This is a genomic window from Delftia sp. JD2, from assembly GCF_001682645.1.
Lineage (GTDB): Bacteria > Pseudomonadota > Gammaproteobacteria > Burkholderiales > Burkholderiaceae_C > Comamonas > Comamonas acidovorans.
Genome location: NZ_LFJT01000007.1, coordinates 106,951 through 127,455 on the forward strand (window position 1 = coordinate 106,951; position 20,505 = coordinate 127,455).

A 20,505-nucleotide genomic window follows, 5' to 3' on the forward strand; every position below is an offset into this window, starting at 1 on the left:
GCCGCTGACCGCATGAGCTCCGCTCCCGCCTCCCTTGTCCGCGGCCGCCAGGCCGTCCATGCCTGGCTGATGCTGCTGCCGGCGCTGGTGCTGCTGGTGGCCTTCACGCACTGGCCGGCCGTGGCCACGCTGATCGACAGCCTGCATGCCACGCCGCGCGGCGGCCAGCCGGGGCCATGGGTGGGGCTGGAGAACTACGCCGTGATGGTGGACGACCCGGTGTTCTGGCAGGCCGTGCGCAACAACCTGTGGTTTGCGGCGGCCACGATCCCGCTGTCCATGGCGCTGGCGCTGGCCATGGCGCTGTGGGTCAACGAGAGGCTGGCCGGCCGCGCCTTCGTGCGCATGGCGTATTTCACGCCCACGGTGCTGCCCATGATTGCCGTGGCCAACATCTGGCTGTTCTTCTACACGCCGCAGTACGGGCTGCTGGAGCAACTGCGCGGCGCACTGGGCCTTCCCGCGCACAACTGGCTGGGCGATCCGTCCACGGCGCTGGCCTGCGTGACCGTGGTGGCGGTGTGGAAGGAGGCGGGATTTTTCATGATCTTCTACCTGGCCGCGCTGCAGACGCTCAACCCCAGCCTCAAGGAGGCGGCGGCCATCGAGGGGGCCTCGCGCTGGTACTTCCTGCGCCGCGTGCAGTGGCCGCTGCTGATGCCGACCACGCTGTTCGTGCTGGTCAACGCGGTGATCAATGCCTTCCGCCTGGTGGACCATCTCTTCATCCTCACGCGCGGCGGGCCGGACAACGCCTCCACGCTGCTGCTCTATCACCTGTACGAAGTGGGCTTCAAGTTCTGGGACACGGGCTATGCGGCCGCCATCACCGTGGTGCTGGTCGTTGTGCTGGCGGCCGTGGCGCTGCTGCAGTTCTTCGTGCTCGACAAGAAGGTGCACTACCAATGAGCGCCGCACCCATTGCCCCGCGCCATGCGCCGCCCGCGCTGTACGGCGCCACCTGGCTGGACACGCTGGCCGCCTGGCTGCTGGCCCTGCTGTGGATACTGCCGCTGGCCTATGCGTTCTGGACGGCCTTTCATCCGCCCGAATACTCGGCACGCTTCGACCTGGCCGCGCCCTGGACGCTGGAGAACTTTCGCCGTGCCTGGCAGGCCGCGCCCTTTGCGCGCTATTTCCTGAACACGGCCGTGCTGGTGGTCATGATTTTGGCGGCCCAGCTGGTGCTGGGTACGCTGGCCGCCTATGCCTTTGCGCGCTACCGCTTTCGCGGCCAGGGCCTGGCCTTTGCCCTGGTGCTGGTGCAACTGATGATCATGCCGGACATCCTGCTGGTGGCGAACTACCAGACCCTGTCGCGTCTGGGCGCCGTCGATACGCTGCTGGGCATCGGCCTGCCGTACTTCGCATCGGCCTTTGCGATCTTTTTGCTGCGCCAGACCTTCCTGGGCATTCCCCGGGAACTGGACGAGGCCGCGCGGGTGGAGGGCGCCAGCACCCTGCAGATCCTGTGGCGCGTCTACGTGCCGCTGGCGCGGCCCGTGTACCTGGCGTTTGCGCTGGTGTCGGTGAGCTTTCACTGGAACAACTTCCTGTGGCCGCTGATCATCACCAACAGCGTGCAGGCGCGCCCGCTCACGGTGGGGCTGCAGGTGTTCTCCAGCGTGGAGTCTGGCGTGGAATGGGCCACCATCACGGCCGCCACGCTGATGAGCTCGGGCCCGCTGCTGGTGGCCTTCGTGCTGTTCCAGCGCCAGTTCGTGCAGAGCTTCATGCGTGCGGGGATCAAGTGAGGGCGGTGCTAAAGTTCCTTGTCCCAGCCTTTCACCCCGAGGTCCACCATGTCCGGTCCCGCATCCGCAGGTCTGTTCATCTACGCCAAGCAGCCTGACCGGCTGGCGCTGTTCTACATGGAGGTGCTGGCCATGCGCATGCTGCACCACACGAGCGAGCTCATGGTGCTGCAGTCGCCGGACCTGCAACTGGTGCTGCACGCCATTCCCGAGGCGATTGCGCGGCACATCACCATCACCGAGCCACCCCAGCCGCGCGAGAACGTGGCCCTCAAATTCTTTGCCACCGTGGCCAGCTTCGCGGCCGTTCGTCCCCTGGTCATCGCCCATGGCGGCCAGCTGTGGGAGCAGTCCTGGCAGGGTCCGGGCTTTCGCGTCTGCAACGCCATGGACCCCGAAGGCAACCTGTTCCAGCTGCGCGAGCCGCTGCCCGCATGATGCAGATCCTCACCTGGAACACCCAATGGTGCCTGGGCCTGGACGGCCGCATGGACCCGGAGCGCATCGTGGCGCATGCGCTGTCCATGGCCGATATCGACGTGCTGTGCCTGCAGGAAATCGCCATCCACTATCCCGGCCTGCAGGGCGCGCCCGGCGACCAGGTGGCGCAGATCCGCCAGGCCCTGCCCGAAGGCTGGAAGGTCTTCTTCGGTGCCGCCGTGGACGAGTTCACGGCCGTGGGCCGGCAGCGCTTCGGCAACCTGGTGGCCACGCGCCTGCCGGTGCTGCAACTGGCCCACCACCGCCTGCCGTATCCGCACGATGGCGGCGTGCGCAGCATGCCGCGCTGCTGCACGGCGGCCACGGTGATGGATGCCGCGCTGGGCCCCGTGCGGGTGATGAGCACCCACCTCGAATATTTCTCGCGCCGCCAGCGCATGGCCCAGGCGCTGGCGCTGCGTTCCCTGCAGATCGAGGCCCTGGGCCAGGCCGAGGCGCCGCCCCAGCCCGCCAGCGACGGCTCGCCCCAGCAGACCAAGCCGCACACGCCGCATGCCGTGCTCTGCGGCGACTTCAACTTCGAGCCGCATGAGGACGAGTACGCCGGCCTGTCCGCCCCCTGGGCGGCCGGCGAGCAGGGCGCCCTGAGCGCCGGCCAGTGGCACAACAGCTGGAGCGTGCTGCACCCGGACCAGCCCCAGCCGCCCACCTTCCGGTTGTTCGACCGCCAGTGGGGTCCCGAGCCCGGCGCCTGCGATTTCGCCTGGGTCAGCGACAGCCTGCGCGGCCATGTGCGTGGCTGGGCCGTGGACAGCGACACAAGGCTCTCCGACCACCAGCCCGTGCTGCTGCAACTGGATTGATCCAGGTCAGGGTCCGCCGCCAAGCCGGCCTTCGCCTACAGACAGTGTGGCGGGCCTGCTCCAAGGTCATGGGGACTGTTTTGAAGGAGCATCCATGAGCCCCAATCCGCTGTCCACGATTCTTCACCGCACCTGGTGGGTGCTGCTGCTGCGCGGCCTGGTCGCCATCGCCTTCGGCGTGCTGACCTGGGCGCAGCCTGCGGTATCGCTGGCGGCGCTGGTGCTGACCTTCGGCGCCTTCACCTTTGTGGATGGCCTGCTGGGCGTGTACTCGGCCATCCAGGGGCGCGACCAGATGCGCCATTGGTGGGTGCTGCTGCTGTGGGGCCTGGCCGGCGTGGTGGTGGGCGTGCTCACCGTGGTCGCGCCCGGCGTCACGGCGCTGGTGATGACGCTGTACATCGGCGCCTGGGCCCTGGTCACGGGCCTGCTGCAGATCGTGGCGGCCGTGCGGCTGCGCAAGGAGATCACGGGCGAGTGGCTGCTGATCCTGGGCGGCGTGCTGTCCGTGCTGTTCGGCGCCTTCGTGCTGGCCCAGCCGGGCGCGGGCATGATGGCCATGCTCTGGGTGCTGGCCACGTATGCGGTGGTCTTCGGCGTGCTCATGGTGCTGCTGTCCTTCAAGCTCAAGAAGGGCATACGCCATTCTTCCTGAGCCGCTGGTGCAAAGGCGGACAATGCCGGCTCCATGATCGAATCCCGGCGACCTTCTCCCTTCATGCGTCTTCCCCGCGCGGCCCTGGCGGCCGCGCTGCTGTTCGCGGCGGCCGGTGCCGCCCAGGCGCTGCCCAGCTTTTCCGAGGTCCGCGAAGGCCACCGTTCCTCCGAGACCGAACTGCTCTCGCGCGAGGGCGAGGTGCTGCAGCGCCAGCGCACCGACGCCAGCGTGCGCCGTGGCGACTGGGTGGCCCTGGCCGACATCTCGCCCGCGCTGCGCACGGCTCTGGTCGTCAGCGAGGACAAGCGCTTCTACGAACACAGCGGCGTGGACTGGACTGCAGTGTCCGCCGCCGCCTGGGGCAACCTCTGGAACCAGCGCACGCGAGGCGCCAGCACCATCACCATGCAGTTGGCGGGCCTGCTCGACGGCGACTGGCGCCAGGGTCCGGGCGGGCGCAGCGTGGTGCAGAAACTGGGCCAGACCGTCTCGGCACAGGTGCTGGACCGGCGCTGGCGCAAGGACCAGATCCTGGAGGCCTACCTGAACCTGGTGCCCTTCCGTGGCGAGATCGTGGGCATCGATGCGCTGTCGCGCACCCTGTTCGGCAAGGCCGCGCACGGGCTGGACGCGCGCGAGGCCGCCATTGCCGCCGCCCTGGTGCGTGCCCCCAACGCCTCTCCCGAGCGCGTGGGCCGGCGCGCCTGCGGCGTGCTGCAGTCGCTGGCGCCCGAGGATGCGGCGGCGCGCGATTGCACGGCCATGGAACTGCTCACCGCCAGCGTGCTGCTGCGCCGGCAATGGGCGGCCAGCGAAGGCCAGGCCCCGCATCTGGCGCGCCGCCTGCTGGCCGAGCCGCAGTCCAAAGGCCAGGCCCGCGTACGCTCCACGCTGAGCGCGCCCGTGCAGCGCTTTGCCGTGCAAAGCCTGCAGCAGCAACTGCGCGAGCTGCAGGGCCGCAACGTGGAGGACGGCGCCATCGTCGTGCTGGACAACGCCACGGGCGAGGTGCTGGCCTGGGTGGGCTCGTCGGGCGAATTGAGCCAGGCGGCCGAGGTGGATGGCGTCACGGCCATGCGCCAGCCCGGCTCCACGCTCAAGCCCTTTCTCTATGCCCAGGCGATTGCCGAGCGGCGGCTGACGGCGGCCTCGCTGATCGAGGATTCATCGGCCCACATTCCCACGCAGAACGGGCTCTACATCCCGCAGAACTACGACCGGCGCTTCAAGGGCTGGGTCTCGGCGCGCACGGCGCTGGCATCCTCGCTCAACGTGCCGGCCGTGCGCACCCTGGTCATGGTCACACCCGATGCCTTCTTCTCGCAACTGCAGCGCCTGGGCCTGCCCCTGCGCGAAAGCGGCGGCTACCACGGCTTCAGCCTGGCGCTGGGCAGCGCCGAGGTGCCGCTGCTGCAACTGACCAATGCCTACCGCGCCCTGGCCAACGGCGGGCAACTGACGCCCGTGCGCTGGGCGGCGCAGCCCACGGGCGCGGGGTCCGCAGCGCAAAAGTCGGCTGCGCCCGTGCAGGCCATCGACGCACGCGCGGCCTTCATCGTGGGCGACATCCTGTCCGATCCCATGGCGCGCGCGCCCACCTTCGGCACGGACAGCGTGCTGGCCACGCGCTTTTGGTCAGCCGTCAAGACCGGCACCAGCAAGGACATGCGCGACAACTGGGCCGTGGGCTGGTCGCAGCGCTACACCGTGGGCGTGTGGGTGGGCAATGCGCGCGGCGAGGCCATGCACTCGGTCAGCGGCACCAGCGGCGCGGCACCTGTCTGGGCCGCCGTGATGGGCTTCCTGCATGCCCGCACACCCAGCCGCGCGCCCAAGGCGCCGGCGGGTGTGCTGCAGCAGGCGGTGCGCTTCGGCCCCGATGCCTCGGGCCTGCCGCTGGAGAGCGCGCGCAGCGAGTGGTTCGTGGCGGGCACGCAGCAGAGCCTGTTCGCCATGGCAGGCAGCGGCCTGCCTGCCGCATCCGCATCAACACGCGGGACTTCGGCAGCCTCGCCCGTGCGCATTGCGCGCCCGGCCAACGGCACCATCCTCGCGCTGGACCCCGACATTCCGCCAGACCGCCAGCGCGTGCAGCTGTCGGCCCGGCCCTCGGGCACGGCCGCCACGCAGGAATGGCAGGACGCCAGCCTGCGCTGGCGCATGGTCAGCGCCGCCCCGCCCGGCGCGGCCGAGCCTGCGCCCAAGGAGATCGGCCGGGGTGCTGCCGCCGCCTGGATGCCCTGGCCCGGCCGCCACCGGCTGGAGCTGGTCGATGCCAAGGGGCAGGTGCTGGACAGCGTGCAGGTGGAGGTGCGCGGCGCCGGCGTGGTGGCTTCGCGCGCCGGCGGGCGCTGATCAGGCGCCGGTCGTGATCACTGCGCCGCGCGGGTGCCCGCCGCACGGAAGCCCGCCGCAGTGAAGGCCACCAGCTCGTCGATCACATGCTCCACGGGGTCGGCGCGGTGGCCGCCGCCCAGCATGCGGCTGACTCGGCCGTTGTCGGAGCGGATATACATCATGGCGCCGTACATGCATTCCAGGCGCCACTGGAAATCGTGCTGCGACAGCTGCGGCAGAGCCTGGCGCAGCAGGGCCGCAAAGCGTTTGGCAGCCTCGTCGTAGGCGGCAAACACCACCTCCCTGACTGCCTGGTCGGGATCGACCGAGCACAGGGCCGTGACGCGGTTGAAGTCGGCCTCGCCCTCGCTGTGGGCGGCGCGCAGCGCAGGGGCGATGAAGGCCCGAAGAATGTCCTCCACGGCGGGCTGCGGCGACTGCTGCTCCAGCCTTTGCAGCAGCGCATGGCGCTGTCCGTTGACGGCCATCACGCGCTGCTCGAACAAGGCCTTGAGCAGGCCCAGCTTGTTGCGGAAGTGGTAGTGGATGGCGCCCGTGTCCACATCGGCCAGCGCCATGACGGCGCGCAGCGACGTGCCCGCGTAGCCATGCCGCGCAAACAGCTGCTCGGCGGCTTGCAGAAGGCGTTCGCGGGCCTGGGCGCGGGGTTCCTCGGCCGCGGTGTCATCGGTACTGGACGTCATGGCTGCGGATCATAGACAGCGCCAGGCCCTTGCCGCACCAAACCATGGCATGGTGGTGACATGGATTGATTCAGTCGACTGACTGAATTAACATGCGCAGCCATCACACAACGACAAGGAGACACAGCATGACCACCCGCAAGTGGCTCGGCGCCCTGATGGCGCTGGGCTGCACCCTGGCCACCGCGCAGGAGCCGTTCCCGTCGCGGCCGCTGACCCTCATCAACCCCTGGGCGGCGGGCAGCTCCACCGACGTGATGGCGCGTACGTTGGCCGAGGAGTTCCGCAAGCAGCTGGGCCAGAGCGTGGTCGTGGTCTCGCGCGACGGGGGCTCGGGCGTGATCGGCATGAATGTGCTGGCCCAGGCGCCGGCCGACGGGCTGACGCTGGCCTTCACGCCCATGACCCCCATCACCGTGCAGCCGCACTACGTCAAGGGCCTGAAGCTGGGGCCCGACAGCGTGCAGCCGCTGTGCGGCGTGACGGAGAACATCCTGGGCGTCAGCGTGCGCGCAGACAGCCCTTTCAAGACGATAGGCGAGCTGGTGGCGGCGGCGAAGAAGGGCTCGCTGAGCTACGGATCGCCGGGACCGAACTCGGCGCCCTTCCTGGCCATGGACCAGCTGGAGCGCGACCAGGGCCTCAAGCTTGTGCATGTGCCCTACAAGGGCGATGCCGGCTCGATACAGGAATTGCTGGCCGGGCGGCTGGACTTCGTCAGCAGCATCGCGGCCTCGGCTGCGCCCCAGATACGCGCGGGCAAGCTGCGCCTGCTGGCCGTGGCCTCGGAGCGCCGCCACCCGGCCTTCCCCGAGGTCCCCACCTTCAAGGAACTGGGCATGGCGGTGCAGGAGGAATCGTTTGCGGGCCTGTTCGTGCCGCGTGGCGTGCCCGAGGCGGTGCTGGGCCGGCTGGACGCTGCCTGCGCCGCCGCCGCGCGGTCCGATGCCGTCAGGCAGGTGGCCCAGCGCGGCGACCAGGTGGTGTTCCACCAGGACCGCCGCCAGTGGGACCGGCGCATCCACGACGAATTCCGCAAACAGGGCGCAGCGGCCGAACGCCATGCGCAGTGACCTCCTTTCCGCCATCTCTTCATCCATGACCGATTCCAGCCTGCCCCCCATCCGCCGCGTGATCACGGCCAACGACGCACAGGGCCGCTCCTTCATCGCCGAGGACGGCGCCTCGCCCGCCGTGCGCCTGGTCGAGGAACGCCCCGGCTACCGCATCACCAACCTGTGGCGCACCGATGCCTCACCCGCGCAGATCAATGCGCCCGACACCATTGCCATCCACCAGGGCGTGGCACCGCCGCCCTATGGCACGGTGCTGCGCATCCTGGACATTCCGCCCGAACCTGCCGATCCGCAGGAGCTGGCGCGCGCCCTGCATGCCACCTTTACACGCATGTACGGCGACGCCCTCCGCAACGTGCAGCCCGGCGAGCATCCGGGCATGCACCGCACGGATACCGTGGACTACGCGCTGATGCTGGAGGGCGAGCTGGTCGCCATCCTGGACCGCCAGGAAACCGTGCTGCGCGCCGGTGACGTGCTCATACAGCGCGGCACCAACCATGCCTGGGCCAACCGCTCGGGCCGGCCTGCGCGCATTGCCTTCGTGCTGGTGGCGGGCGAGCAGGGCTCCTGACTCAGGGTGCCTGGCCAGCCCATGCCGCCACGGCAGGGCGTGGCCGCACGAAGCGCTGCTCGATCACGGTCTCGCCCCATTGCTGGCCCGGCCATTCCTCGGCCAGGGTGAAGCCTGACGATTCGTAGAGCCGGCGTGCTGCATCCAGGCCCCGGAAGGTCCACAGCTGGGTGGCCTCGAAGGCCTGCTGGTCGCAGAACGCCAAGGCCTGCTGCAGCAGCTGGCGCCCCGTGCCGGCGCCGCGCAGGCCGTCTTCCAGGATGAACCAGCGCAGATGCGCCTGGCGGTCCTCGGGGTGCTTGCCCAGGTCCTCTCCATCGATGGCTACGGAGCCCACGATGCGGTCGCCGTCCAGCGCCGTCCACAGCTGGTTGCAGGGCTTGTCCAGCCGGCCCGCGAACTCGGCCAGGCCGCTGGCCACGCGGCTTTCGAAGAAGACGCCAAAGCCTGCGTGGCGCGCATAAAAGCGCGCATGCATGTCCACGATGCGGCCCAGGCAGCCGGGCCGGTATCCGGGCAGGACCTGTATCTGCGTGGGCACGGGCTGGGGCAGGGGCTCCTCCTGCCGGTGCGCCTGCAGCGCCCGGGCGTACAGTGCCAGCCCTTGGGCGACGGCCTGCTGCTGCGGCGCCTGCATGCGGTCCAGCGCCGCCGTCACCTGCTGGTGCCCGAAGGCCTCGATGGCGGCCAGCGTGCGCCGGCCCTTGGCGGTCAGGGCCAGCTGCTTGACGCGGCCATCCTCTCCATCGGCGGCTTCCTTCAGCTCGCCCGCCTCCACCAGCTTGCGCACCATGCGACTGACGCTGGATTTCTCCAGCCCCAGGACCAGGGCCAGTTGCGAGGCCGCCATGCGCCCCTGCGCGCCGATCTCCAGGATGGCATGCACGGCCGAGGGCGGATAGTCCGTGGCCGCCAGCGTGGCCTGCATGAAGCCCAGCTCGCGCACCATCAGGCGCGAGGCGGCGCGGATGCCATCCACCAGGGAAAGATCGTGCTGCGGCATGGGTGCTCCTTGGGGCCGTGCAGGGTTTGAATATGGTTGCATGGTACAACCATAAATGCCGCTGCGCATCTGTTGATGCAGCGATGCGTACCCCAGGCGTAAAAAAGCCGCCCGGCGCATGCGGGCGGCTGGGGCCTGGCGCAGATGCGCAAGGCTCAATTGACCATCAGGCGGAACGGCCAGACATAGGCCTGCAGTGTCACGAAGATGCCCATCAGGCAGGCCAGGGCGACGGAGTGGAAGAACACGTAGCGCAGGATGTCGCCCTCATGGTTGAACCAGCGCGTGGCCGTGGAGGCGACGACGATGGACTGCGCATCGATCATCTTGCCCATCACGCCCCCCGAGCTGTTGGCCGCGCCCATGAGGTTGGGCGACAGGCCCAGCTGCTCTGCCGCCACCTTCTGCATGCCACCGAACAGCACGTTCGATGCCGTGTCCGAACCCGTCAGCGCCACGCCCAGCCAGCCCATCAAGGTGCCGAAGAAGGGGTAGAACACGCCCGTATTGGCGAAGGCCAGGCCCAGCGTGGTGTCCGTGCCCGAGTAGCGCGTCAGCGTGCCCAGGGCCAGCATCAGCACGATGGTGATGAGCGAATAGCGCACCAGCCAGATGGTGCGCACGAACTGGCTGACCAGCTGCACGGGGTTGTACTTCATGACCAGGCCGCCCACGATGGCCGACAGCAGGATGCCCGTGCCCGTGGCCGACAGCAGGTTCAGCGTGTAGATGGCGCCTTCCTTGGTGGGCTGGCGCACGACGGGCGGCACCTTCTCGATCAGGTTGTGCAGGCCTTCCATGGGAAAGGCCGGGGCGAACAGGCCGTTGAGCGCGGCCTTGACCGAGGGCAGGCCCCAGATGAAGACGAAGACCGTGAGGATGGCCCAGGGCGTCCAGGCGCGGATCACGTCGGCGCGCGGGTGCTGGGTCACGGCGCGGGGCGCCTGGGCCTCGCCGCCGCTGTTCTCATGGCCCTTGAGCGAGGTCGAGCGCCAGATGGTCCTGGGCTGCCACATGCGCAGGAAGCCGACCGTGCAGACCATGGAGACGATGGCCGCGATGATGTCCACCAGCTCGGGGCCGATGAAGTTGGACACCAGGTACTGCGGAATGGCGAAGGACACGCCGGTCACCAAAATGATGGGCCAGATCTCCATCATGGCCTTGCGCCCGGCAAAGGCCCAGATCAGCCAGAACGGCACCAGCACCGAGAAGAACGGCAGCTGGCGGCCGACCATGGCCGTGACTTCCATCAGGTCGTAGCCGTGCACCTTGGCCAGCGTGATCACCGGCGTGCCCAGCGCGCCGAAGGCCACGGGCGCGGTATTGGCGATCAGCGACAGGCCCGAGGCGGCCAGCGGCGAAAAGCCCAGGCCGATGAGGATGGCCGCCGTCACGGCCACGGGCGTGCCGAAGCCGGCCGCACCCTCGAAGAAGGCGCCGAAGGCGAAGGCGATCAGCAGCAGCTGGATGCGCCTGTCCTCGGTGATGCCGGCAATGGAGTCCTGCAGGATCTTGAAGCTGCCGTTCTTCTCGGTCAGCTGGTGCAGGAAGATGATGTTCAGAACGATCCAGCCGATGGGCAGCAGCCCCGTGAAGCCGCCGAACAGTGCCGCGCGCCCGGCCATGCCTGCCGGCATGTTGTAGACGAAGACCGCGATCACCAGCGCCGCAATCAGCCCGGCGCCGGCCGCCAGGTGGGCCTTCATGTGCAAAAAGCCCAATCCCACCAGCATGACCACGACCGGGATGGCCGCGAGCAGTGTGGACAGCCACATGTTGGAAAGAGGGTCGTAGACCTGCTGCCAAACCATAGGAGCGTCTCCTGAAGAGTTTTTAGGATGTTGTGCGGGGCGGATCGTCGCTCTCATGGCTGGTTGGCACACTAGCGTTAGCCCTCGGTTGGGCTGCGAGAGAGAAAATTTCAATCGGCGCACAAATCACTTCAAACCCGAACGGGTGACTGGAACGCGCCCTGCGCACTACCATGCTCGGCAGTCCCGCGGCATGCGGGTTCCAGAAAGCCAGAAAACGTGTCCACCGACCTTTCCAAAATCACCTGCATCGAAGACCTGCGCGTCGTGGCCCAGCGCCGCGTGCCGCGCATGTTCTATGACTATGCCGACTCGGGCTCCTACACCCAGGGCACCTACCGCGCCAACGAGGACGACTTCCAGAAGATCAAGCTGCGCCAGCGCGTGGCCGTGAACATGGAGGGGCGCAGCACGCGCACCACCATGATCGGCCAGCAGGTGGCCATGCCCGTGGCCATTGCGCCCACGGGCCTGACCGGCATGCAGCACGCCGATGGCGAGATCCTGGGCGCGCGCGCGGCCCAGGCCTTCGGCATTCCGTTCACGCTGTCCACCATGAGCATCTGCTCCATCGAGGACATTGCCGAGCACACGGCCCGCCATCCGTTCTGGTTCCAGCTCTATGTGATGCGCGACCGCCGGTTCATGGAGCGCCTGATCGAGCGCGCCCGTGCCGCCAACTGCTCGGCCCTGGTGCTGACGCTGGACCTGCAGATCCTGGGCCAGCGCCACAAGGACATCAAGAACGGCCTGTCCACGCCCCCGAAGCCCACGCTGCGCAACCTGGCCAACCTGGCGACCAAGCCGCACTGGTGCCTGGGCATGCTGGGCACCAAGCGCCGCACCTTCGGCAACATCGTCGGCCATGTGGATGGCGTGGCCGACATGAGTTCGCTGTCGTCGTGGACCGCCAGCCAATTCGACCCCAGCCTGAACTGGGGCGATGTGGAGCGCATCAAGAAGCTCTGGGGCGGCAAGCTCATCCTCAAGGGCGTCATGGACGCCGAGGACGCGCGACTGGCGGCCGACAGCGGCGCCGATGCGCTCATCGTCAGCAATCACGGCGGCCGCCAGCTCGACGGCGCACCCTCGTCCATCGAGGCGCTGCCCGGCATTGCCGAAGCGGCGGGCAAGGACATCGAGGTCTGGATGGACGGCGGCATCCGCAGCGGCCAGGACGTGCTCAAGGCGCGTGCCCTGGGCGCCCAGGGCACCATGATTGGCCGCAGCTTCCTCTACGGCCTGGGCGCCTATGGCCAGGACGGCGTGACGCGTGCACTGCAGATCATCCAGAAGGAGCTGGAGACCACGATGGCCTTCTGCGGCCATACGCAGATCGATACCGTGGACCGCAGCATCCTGCTGCCAGGAACCTATCCGGGCGCCGTGCGCTGAACCGGCAAAAGCCGCACGAAAAAAGGACCGCCAAGGCGGTCCTTTTTCCTTTCAGGCTGCGCCTCAGGCTTGGGCAGGTACGCGCCGGCTTTCCGGCTGCGCCGCCACCAGCCGGCCCGCCGCATGCAGCACGGCCAGGATGGACGCGGTCACGATGTTGGCATGGCGCCCCGCACCGAAGCGCGTGCCCGCCACGCCGGGCAGGGCGGCCTCGACGATGGCCAGCGCCATGGCCCCGGCGCCCTGGCCCAGGCTGCGCTCCTCGTAGTGGTCAATGCGCAGCGCCACGCCCAGGTGCTGGCCGAGGGCGGCGGCCACAGCATCGATGGGGCCGCTGCCTTCGCCATACAGCTGCAGCCGAAGGCCGTCTGGCCGGACCACTTCCAGCGCAATGCCCTGGCCCTGGGCGCTGTCGAACAGGTGGTGGCTGCGGTAGTGCCAGGGAAGCTGCAGGGGTGCGAGGTAGGTCGCCTCGAACAGCTTCCACAGGTCGTCGCTGGCCAGCTCGGCCTCGCAGGCGTCCGCCTGTTTTTGCACCACGGCGCTGAACTCCACCTGCATGCGGCGCGGCATGGTCACGCCATGGTCGCGCTGCAGCAAAAAGGCAATGCCGCCCTTGCCCGACTGGCTGTTGACGCGAACGATGCTGTCGTAGGTGCGGCCCAGGTCCTGCGGGTCGATGGGCAGGTAGGGAACGCGCCAGGGCGCATCGGGCCGCTGCGCCGCAAAGCCCTTGGCGATGGCATCCTGGTGCGAGCCCGAGAACGCCGTGAACACCAGGTCGCCCACATAGGGGTGGCGCGGATGGATGGGCAGTGCCGTGCATTCCTCCGCAATGCGCGCCACGGCGGCGATGTCCGAGAAGTCCAGTCCCGGCGCGATGCCCTGCGTGTAGAGGTTGAGCGCCAGCGTCACCACATCGAGGTTGCCGCTGCGCTCGCCATTGCCGAACAGGCAGCCTTCCACGCGCTGGGCGCCGGCCAGCAGCGCCTGCTCGGCGCAGGCCACGCCCGTGCCCCGGTCGTTGTGCGGGTGCACGGACAGCACGATGTGCTCGCGCCGTTCCAGGCGGCGGTGCATCCACTCGATCTGGTCGGCGAAGACATTGGCCGTGCTCACTTCCACCGTGGTCGGCAGGTTGATGATCATGGGCCGCGCGGGGCCTGCATCCCAGGCGCGGATGGCTGCGTTGCACACGGCCAGCGACACGTCGAGCTCGGCCATGCAGAAGGTCTCGGGCGAGTACTGCAGCATCCATTCGGTCTCGGGGTGGGCATCGGTCAGTTCGCGCAGCAGGGCGATGTGGTGCTCCACCATGGCGATGATCTCGGGCACCTGCATGCCGAAGACGATCTCGCGCCAGGCCGGGGCAATGGCGTTGTAGAAGTGCACGATGGCGCGCCGCGCTCCGGCCACGCTGTCCACCGTGGCGCGGATCAGGTCCTCGCGCAGCTGGGTGATGACCATGGGCGTCACGTCGCCGGGAATCAGTCCGTTGTCGATCAGGTGGCGCACGATGCCGTAGTCGGTCTGCGAGGCCGAGGGAAAGCCCACCTCGATCTCCTTGAAGCCTATGCGCACCAGTTCGTGGAACAGGCGCAGCTTGCGCTCGCGGTTCATGGGCTCGAACAGGGCCTGGTTGCCATCACGCAGGTCGGTGGACAGCCACACGGGCGCCTGGCTCAGCTGGCGTGAGGGCCATTGGCGCTCGGGCAGGTCGATGGCGGGGAAGGGAAGGTATCTGGACGCGGGATTCTTCAGCATGCGGGCCTCGCAGGAAACGCTGGGGTTTGCAGCCACCGGATCGGCCGGCGGCCCCGCTCTCCTGGCTTCCCGGTGTGGGGAAGCTGCGCCAGGCCGGGATCAGGGAGAGTCGGTGCGAAATGCGGCGCCTGCGCAGGCGCCCGGACCCCGGCCATGGGCCAGGGATGGTAGGGAGGGCGAGGGCAGGCGGTGCATGGTGCGATGGCGGTGAATCACAGGGAACGGGTGCCAGTTTGCGGGCAGGGTGCTTGTCTGTCTTTATAGAATTTCTCATTTTCTATATGGATCTGGACAATATGCGCACGACCCATGCCCCGGCTTCGGCAGCCGCCGTTCCCTGCAGCCATGCCGGGCTGCCCGAGCTGCAGGCCGCCGCACCGCTGCCGGTCACGGGCGTGGCCGCCGACTATCCGGCGGGGCTGGAGGTGGAGGAACACTCCCACGAATGCTGCCAGCTGCTCTATGCCGTGCAGGGGGTGCTGGAGGTGCGCGCAGGCAGCGGGCGCTGGGTGGTGCCGCCCACGCGCGGCGTCTGGCTGCGCTCGGGCGTGCCCCACGGCTTGCGCATGCGCGGCGCGGTACAGGTGCGCAGCCTGTTCGTCGATGCGCTGGCCGCTGCAGACCTGCCGGGTACGGACTGCGTGATCGAGGTCTCTCCCCTGCTGCGCGAGCTCATCAGCGAGGTGGCGCGCTGGCCTGCATCGGCACCGCCGGGGCGGCGTGAATCCATGGTGGTCGAGCTATTGCTGCAGGAGCTGCGCCAGCCGCCCGTGGTGCCGTTTCATCTGCCCTGGCCGCAGGATGCGCGCATGGCCGCTGTCTGCCATGCGCTGGCCGAAGGAGAGGGGGCGGATGGCTTTGCCACCGCAGCCGCCGCAGCCGACATAGGGGCCGCAACTGCCACAGCCGCCGACTGGGCCGCACGGCTGGCCATGGGCGAGAAGACCTTCCACCGCCATTTTCTGCAGGCCACGGGAATGAGTTTTGGCCGCTGGCGTCAGCGCGCACGGCTGCTGTCATCCATGCAGGCGCTGCTGGCCGGAAGGCCCATCGTGCAGGTGGCGCTGGAGGCCGGCTATGAAAGCCACAGCGCCTATTCGCTGGCCTTCAGGCGCCAGTTCGGCATGCCGCCCTCGGCCTTCGGGGCCAGGGGCGACAGGCCGTAGGAGGGCCGGGCCGCGTCAGGCGGCCTTCCAGATGATGTAGTCGGCCTGGTACTGGACGACCTGCTTCTGGCCCAGCGTGGAGCTGTTGCAGGCCAGGGCAGGGGCCACGCCGCCGCGCGTGGCCACGCGCTGGATATAGGTCACGCCCTGCATGGCGCCCATGCCGGTGGCGGGCTCGGCCTTGACCAGTTGCATGGGGATGTTGCCCGCGCTGGACGGCGCCACGGCGACCTGGGTGGCCGTGACCTTGGAGCCGTCCTGGTGCGCCCAGGTGGCGGGCGGGCCGAAGTAGCGGCCAATGACGCGGCCCTGGCGGTCCGTCAGGCGGGCATCGGGGCCGACAAAGGCCCATTCCTGCTCCATCGCCTGGTCCTTCTTGGCGCGGCATTCATAGGTGATCTGGCCTATACCCACAGTCTCCATGGCAACCTTGTGGCCTGCGGGCACCTGCACGGCGGCCGGCAGGTCGGACTGGGAATAGCTCTTGCCCATGTCCATGGAGGAGCAGGCGCCAAGGGTCAGTGCGGCCATGGTGGCCAGGCCGAGGGGGAGGATGTAGCTCATGAAGGTCTCCAGGTCGATGGGTTGAGGGGTGTCGCCTTGGACCGCTTTCCGGGGCGCGACACAGGGAATACGCAGCAAGGCAGCGGCTGGATTCACCTGAATGGAAAAAAAATTTATCCGCATCCGGTTCGCAATGCGCTGCGTATTACTCACGGAGAGCCGGTGCAAGCCGGGAGACCCCCGCCAGACCTTCTGCAAACCCCCGGCTGAGCACCGATATGCCCCTTGAATCCGATCGAAAGACAGAGCAAGCCCCCGGGCGGCCACGCAACAGTGCGGGCCACGGGGCCGCCCGCTCGCCCACAATGCGTGCATGGGCACCACACCAACCGACCAAGAGCTGATGGACCTTCTGGACCGCATCGCAGCGCAGGACGAGCCCGCGCTCCGCAGCCTGTACGAGGCCACTTCGTCCCGGCTGTACGGGCTGGCGTTGCGCATCCTGCGGCACAAGGACTGGGCCGAAGACGTGCTGCAGGACAGCTACCTGCACATCTGGCGCAGCGCCTCGGGCTACCGGGGCACGCTGAGCCCGCCGCTGGCCTGGATGGGCCTGGTGGTGCGCAGCCGGGCCCTGGACTTTCTGCGCCGGCGCCGCGCCGAACGCCTGCACCTGAACGAAGAGTTCGACGAGGCGCAACTGGCGGCCCATGGCGGTGGAAACGATGAAAGCCAGGGCCCGCTGCAACTGGCCGAGGCCAGCGAACAGGCCGTGGCGCTGTACCAGTGCCTGGAGCGGCTGGAAGGCCGCCAGCGCGAGGTGGTCAGCCTGGCCTATCTGCGCGACCTCAGCCATGGCGAGCTGGCGGGCCAGCTGCAACTGCCGCTGGGCACGGTCAAGACCTGGATACGGCGCGGCCTGGAGCAGCTGCGCCGCTGCCTGTCACGCCATGCGTGAAGCAGTTGACATGCTCTGAGCGGCCAAAGGATTTGCCATGAATATTTCCCGACACCCCGAACTGCTGGACCGGCTGGCCGCCGCTTACGCCCTGGGCACGCTGCGGGGCGCGGCACGCCGCCGCTTCGAGCAACTGGCCCGTGACCAGGCCCCGGTGCGCGCCGCCGCCCTGCTGTGGCAGGGCCGCTGGTCGGCCCTGTCCGAAATGCAGGCGCCCGTACGCCCTGACGATGCGGTCTGGGTCCGTATCGACAACCTGCTGCAGGCCGAAAAGGCCCGCGCCGCCCAGGCGCACCGGCGGCGTGCCGACGATGCGCCTGGCATGGCCCGGCGCACGGAATCCGCCGTGGGCCGCGCCCTGGCCTGGTGGCGCGGCGCCGCCGTGCTGGGCGCCTGCGCCACCGTGGCGGCCGTGGCCGTGGGGCTGTGGTCGCACCAGGACCTGCGCCAAAGTGGCGAGCGCCAGCTGGCCGTGCTGAACAACCAGCTGCAGGCCACCCAGGCTGCGCTGCAGGCCGCGCCCCAGATCCAGTACGTGGCCGTGCTGGCCGACGACAAGGCCGATGCCTCCATGCTCGTGACCTTCGACCCCGGCAAGAACACCCTGGTGCTGCAGCGCGTGGGCGACTTCCATGAGGCCTCCGACAAATCACTGCAGCTGTGGGCCCTGCCGCCCCAGGGCGGCCCGCAATCGCTGGGCGTGCTGGGACGCGACAAGCTGGTCAAGCTGACCGCCGCGGCCGCCGAGGTCCAGGGCGTGCCTGCCCTGGCCATCAGCCTGGAGCCCAAGGGCGGCGTGCCCAGCCAGACCGGGCCCACGGGGCCGGTGCTGTTCAAGGGCGCTCTGATCCGGCGCGACCTGTAGCGCGCCGCGCAGGCCCGCTCGCCATTGGCGACGGCCGTGCTGCTGCACAACGCAGCCTGCTTGCCCTGGCCAGAGCAGGGCGCGCGTGCAGCGCTGCCTGGCCGGCCTCTGTTTCGCTGCCGGGCGCGGCAGCCTTCTCCAAGCGCGTGCGCCTGGTGCCCGACCGGCGGCTATGCTGGCCGGCACTCAGTCGCCCGCGCCTTGCCGGCGGTGCCTTCCCTTTTTTGCCGACATGCTTTCTTCCCTCCAAGACCTGACCTGGCTGTGGGTGCCCGTGGTGCTGTTCGCCGCAGCCGCCCAGACCGTGCGCAACACGGCCCAGCGCTCGCTGACCGCCGAGCTCGGCACCCTGCCGGCCACCCTGGTGCGCTTTCTGTACGGCCTGCCGTTTGCCGGCATCTACCTGCTGGCGCTGTACCTGGGAGGCGATGGCGCCTGGTCGCTGCCCCGGTTCTCATGGGCCTACCTGGGCTGGATCGCGCTGGGCGCCTTCTTCCAGGTCGCGGCCACGGCGGCGCTGCTGCTGGCCATGAAGGAGCGCAACTTCGCCGTGGCCGTCACCCTGTCCAAGACCGAGGTGCTGCAGGTGGCCCTGTTCGCCGGCATCTTCCTGCATGAGTTGCCCACCGCCGTGGCGCTGGCGGCCATGGCGCTGGCCACCTTCGGCGTGCTCATCCTGTCGCTGCCGCCGCGCGGCCAGATGCTGTCGCTGTCGGCCTGGGCCAGCCGCTCGGCGCTCTACGGCCTGGCCTGCGGTGCCTGCTTTGCCATCGCCACCGTGGGCTATCGGGGCGGCGCCGTGGAACTGGCGCGCCTGGACGAGATATCTCCCTGGCTGTCGGGCGCCTGGGGCGTGCTGATCGCCCAGCTCATGCAGACCCTGGGCCTGGGCGCCTGGATCGCGCGCACCCACGCGCAGGGCCTGCGCCCCATCTTCCGCGCCTGGCGCGTCTCGCTGCTGGCCGGTGGCATGGGCGCGGCCGCCTCGCTGGCCTGGTTCACCGCCTACGCCATGCAGGGCGCGGCACCCGTGCGCACGCTGGGCATGGTCGAGGTGGTGTTCAGCTACATCGTCTCGCGCCGCGTGCTCAGCGAAAGCCTGAGCCGCCAGGAAATGATCGGCATGGCTCTGATGGTGCTCGGACTGGTGCTGATCTGCCTGCAGGGATGAACGGTCCAGGGCCTGTGTGAACAGGCCCTGCAGGCTGTATGAATGCACAGTTGCCGCAATAATGGCGGCGTGCCTGAAACGACACCCACGACACCCACGACACCCGCAAGCCCTGCCGATGCTGCGCCCCCGCGCCGCATCGCCCACCTGGACATGGACGCCTTCTATGCCTCGGTGGAGCTGCTGCGCTATCCGCAGCTCAAGGGACTGCCCGTGGTCATCGGCGGCGGACGCCGCGCGCACGACGAGGCGCTGGATGCGCGCTACGCCGGCCGGCTGCACGAGATTCCGGTGGACGAGTTCTCTCGCCTCAAGGACTACGTGGGCCGGGGCGTGATCACCACGGCCACCTACCCGGCGCGCCAGTTCGGCGTGGGCTCGGCCATGGGCATGATGAAGGCCGCGCGCCTGTGCCCCCAGGCCATCCTGCTGCCCGTGGACTTTGCCGAGGTGCGGCGCTTCTCGCGCATGTTCAAGGAGATCATCGTCTCCATCGCCCCGCTGATGGAGGACCGCGGCGTGGACGAGGTCTACATCGACTTCACCGACGTGCCTGGCGGCCAGCGCGAAGGCGGGCGCGTGCTGGCTCGGCTGATCCAGAAAACCATCACCGACGCCACGGGCCTGACCTGCTCCATCGGCGTGGCGCCCAACAAGCTGCTGGCCAAGATGGCCAGCGAATTCAACAAGCCCAACGGCATCTCCATCGTCCAGCCCGACGATCTGCAGGCCGTGATCTGGCCGCTGGCCTGCCGCAAGATCAACGGCATAGGCCCCAAGGCCGATGCCAAGCTGCAATCGCTGGGCATACAGACCATTGGCGAGCTGGCCAAGCAAAGCCTGCCCCAGCTCGTGCAATGGTTCGGCCGCGCCTACGGCAACTGGCTGCATGGCGTGTCCTGGGGGTGCGACGAGCGGCCCGTGGTCACGCACAGCGAGCCCGTCTCCATGAGCCGCGAAACCACCTTCGAGCGCGACCTGCACGCCGTGCGCGACCGGGCCGAACTGAGCGCCATCTTCACCGACCTGTGCGAACGCCTGGCCCAGGACCTGCAGCGCAAGGGCTACATGGGCCGCACCGTCGGCATCAAGCTGCGCTACGACGACTTCAAGACCGCCACGCGCGACCACACGCTGGAGCTGCCCATGGCCGATGCCGCCACCCTGCGCCGCGCCGCAGGCCAATGCCTCAAGCGCGTGCCCCTGGCCAAGCGGCTGCGCCTGCTGGGCGTGCGTGTGGGCAACCTCGTTCGCACGGCCGACTGGAACGCCACCGCCCACGACCCGCTGGCGCGCGAGCAACTGCTCAGGGGACCGGCCCAGCCCGCGCCGGACAGCGATCCCTTTACACCTCAACTGTTTTGAATCATCACCACAAATCTGGCGCACACGCTGTAAAACCATGCACCAGTTCCGAGCATGGGACTGCGGTTGCCGTGCTGTGAGATGATTTGGAAA

General features: G+C 68.8%; 19 protein-coding genes. 14 read left to right on the forward strand and 5 right to left on the reverse strand.

Going from position 1 to position 20,505, the window contains the following annotated elements; translation table 11 throughout:
- Positions 1-12 precede the first annotated feature (12 nt).
- From ACM14_RS06005 to pbpC, 6 genes are all read left to right on the forward strand, one after another.
- Positions 13-909, forward strand: coding sequence for a carbohydrate ABC transporter permease (locus ACM14_RS06005; RefSeq protein ID WP_065345630.1), 897 nt, complete (start codon positions 13-15; stop codon positions 907-909).
- The gene (locus ACM14_RS06010; RefSeq protein ID WP_012207102.1) at positions 906-1,754 is read left to right on the forward strand and encodes a carbohydrate ABC transporter permease; all 849 of its coding nucleotides are present in this window, start codon (positions 906-908) and stop codon (positions 1,752-1,754) included. Before ACM14_RS06005 ends, ACM14_RS06010 begins: the two co-directional genes overlap by 4 nt.
- 48 nt (positions 1,755-1,802) lie before the next feature.
- Positions 1,803-2,192, forward strand: coding sequence for a glyoxalase/bleomycin resistance/dioxygenase family protein (locus ACM14_RS06015; RefSeq protein WP_065345631.1), 390 nt, complete (start codon positions 1,803-1,805; stop codon positions 2,190-2,192).
- Positions 2,189-3,058 (forward strand): endonuclease/exonuclease/phosphatase family protein, encoded by an 870-nt coding sequence (locus ACM14_RS06020; protein ID WP_016451137.1) that lies wholly within the window; start codon positions 2,189-2,191, stop codon positions 3,056-3,058. Before ACM14_RS06015 ends, ACM14_RS06020 begins: the two co-directional genes overlap by 4 nt.
- 94 nt (positions 3,059-3,152) lie before the next feature.
- Complete coding sequence (locus tag ACM14_RS06025; RefSeq protein ID WP_012207099.1) at positions 3,153-3,713, forward strand: HdeD family acid-resistance protein; 561 nt, start codon at positions 3,153-3,155, stop codon at positions 3,711-3,713.
- A gap of 63 nt (positions 3,714-3,776) precedes the next feature.
- On the forward strand, positions 3,777-6,071 hold the full coding sequence (pbpC, locus tag ACM14_RS06030; RefSeq protein ID WP_254662004.1) for a penicillin-binding protein 1C: 2,295 nt from the start codon (positions 3,777-3,779) through the stop codon (positions 6,069-6,071).
- A 17-nt stretch (positions 6,072-6,088) separates the two neighbouring features.
- Here the strand turns inward: pbpC and ACM14_RS06035 are convergent, their stop codons facing one another.
- On the reverse strand, positions 6,089-6,757 hold the full coding sequence (locus ACM14_RS06035) for a TetR/AcrR family transcriptional regulator (RefSeq protein ID WP_065345633.1): 669 nt from the start codon (positions 6,755-6,757) through the stop codon (positions 6,089-6,091).
- Between the two features lie 128 nt (positions 6,758-6,885).
- On the opposite strand from ACM14_RS06035, the gene ACM14_RS06040 reads away from it, so the two are divergent.
- Together ACM14_RS06040 and ACM14_RS06045 are read left to right on the forward strand one after the other, a co-directional pair.
- Complete coding sequence (locus ACM14_RS06040) at positions 6,886-7,830, forward strand: tripartite tricarboxylate transporter substrate binding protein (protein ID WP_012207096.1); 945 nt, start codon at positions 6,886-6,888, stop codon at positions 7,828-7,830.
- A 25-nt stretch (positions 7,831-7,855) separates the two neighbouring features.
- Complete coding sequence (locus ACM14_RS06045) at positions 7,856-8,407, forward strand: cupin domain-containing protein (RefSeq protein WP_065345634.1); 552 nt, start codon at positions 7,856-7,858, stop codon at positions 8,405-8,407.
- Position 8,408: 1 nt separating this feature from the next.
- Here the strand turns inward: ACM14_RS06045 and ACM14_RS06050 are convergent, their stop codons facing one another.
- On the reverse strand, positions 8,409-9,410 hold the full coding sequence (locus tag ACM14_RS06050) for a helix-turn-helix domain-containing GNAT family N-acetyltransferase (protein WP_013800967.1): 1,002 nt from the start codon (positions 9,408-9,410) through the stop codon (positions 8,409-8,411).
- A 155-nt stretch (positions 9,411-9,565) separates the two neighbouring features.
- Entirely contained in the window at positions 9,566-11,224 is a 1,659-nt protein-coding gene (locus tag ACM14_RS06055) for an L-lactate permease (protein ID WP_013800968.1), read from the reverse strand.
- A 219-nt stretch (positions 11,225-11,443) separates the two neighbouring features.
- Between ACM14_RS06055 and ACM14_RS06060 the strand changes: the two genes are divergently transcribed.
- The gene (locus ACM14_RS06060) at positions 11,444-12,619 is read left to right on the forward strand and encodes an alpha-hydroxy acid oxidase (RefSeq protein WP_034396710.1); all 1,176 of its coding nucleotides are present in this window, start codon (positions 11,444-11,446) and stop codon (positions 12,617-12,619) included.
- Positions 12,620-12,682: 63 nt separating this feature from the next.
- Here the strand turns inward: ACM14_RS06060 and ACM14_RS06065 are convergent, their stop codons facing one another.
- Positions 12,683-14,383, reverse strand: a complete 1,701-nt coding sequence (locus tag ACM14_RS06065) for a 2-isopropylmalate synthase (protein ID WP_065345635.1) — start codon at positions 14,381-14,383, stop codon at positions 12,683-12,685.
- A gap of 296 nt (positions 14,384-14,679) precedes the next feature.
- On the opposite strand from ACM14_RS06065, the gene ACM14_RS06070 reads away from it, so the two are divergent.
- A complete protein-coding gene (locus ACM14_RS06070) occupies positions 14,680-15,549 on the forward strand; it encodes a helix-turn-helix transcriptional regulator (protein ID WP_065345650.1) in 870 nt (289 codons plus the stop codon).
- A gap of 15 nt (positions 15,550-15,564) precedes the next feature.
- On the opposite strand, the gene ACM14_RS06075 is transcribed toward ACM14_RS06070, so the two are convergent.
- Positions 15,565-16,113, reverse strand: coding sequence for a DUF3455 domain-containing protein (locus ACM14_RS06075; RefSeq protein WP_065345636.1), 549 nt, complete (start codon positions 16,111-16,113; stop codon positions 15,565-15,567).
- Between the two features lie 313 nt (positions 16,114-16,426).
- On the opposite strand from ACM14_RS06075, the gene ACM14_RS06080 reads away from it, so the two are divergent.
- The 4 genes from ACM14_RS06080 (at position 16,427) to dinB (ending at position 20,412) form a co-directional block, all read left to right on the forward strand.
- The gene (locus tag ACM14_RS06080) at positions 16,427-17,011 is read left to right on the forward strand and encodes an RNA polymerase sigma factor (RefSeq protein WP_013800973.1); all 585 of its coding nucleotides are present in this window, start codon (positions 16,427-16,429) and stop codon (positions 17,009-17,011) included.
- Positions 17,012-17,048: 37 nt separating this feature from the next.
- Positions 17,049-17,876 carry an anti-sigma factor gene (locus tag ACM14_RS06085; protein ID WP_043821459.1) on the forward strand — a complete coding sequence of 276 codons (828 nt, stop codon included), beginning with the start codon at positions 17,049-17,051 and terminating at the stop codon, positions 17,874-17,876.
- Positions 17,877-18,108: 232 nt separating this feature from the next.
- A complete protein-coding gene (locus ACM14_RS06090; RefSeq protein WP_065345637.1) occupies positions 18,109-19,047 on the forward strand; it encodes a DMT family transporter in 939 nt (312 codons plus the stop codon).
- 42 nt (positions 19,048-19,089) lie between these two features.
- The gene (dinB, locus tag ACM14_RS06095; protein ID WP_065345638.1) at positions 19,090-20,412 is read left to right on the forward strand and encodes a DNA polymerase IV; all 1,323 of its coding nucleotides are present in this window, start codon (positions 19,090-19,092) and stop codon (positions 20,410-20,412) included.
- The last annotated feature ends 93 nt before the right edge of the window (positions 20,413-20,505 follow it).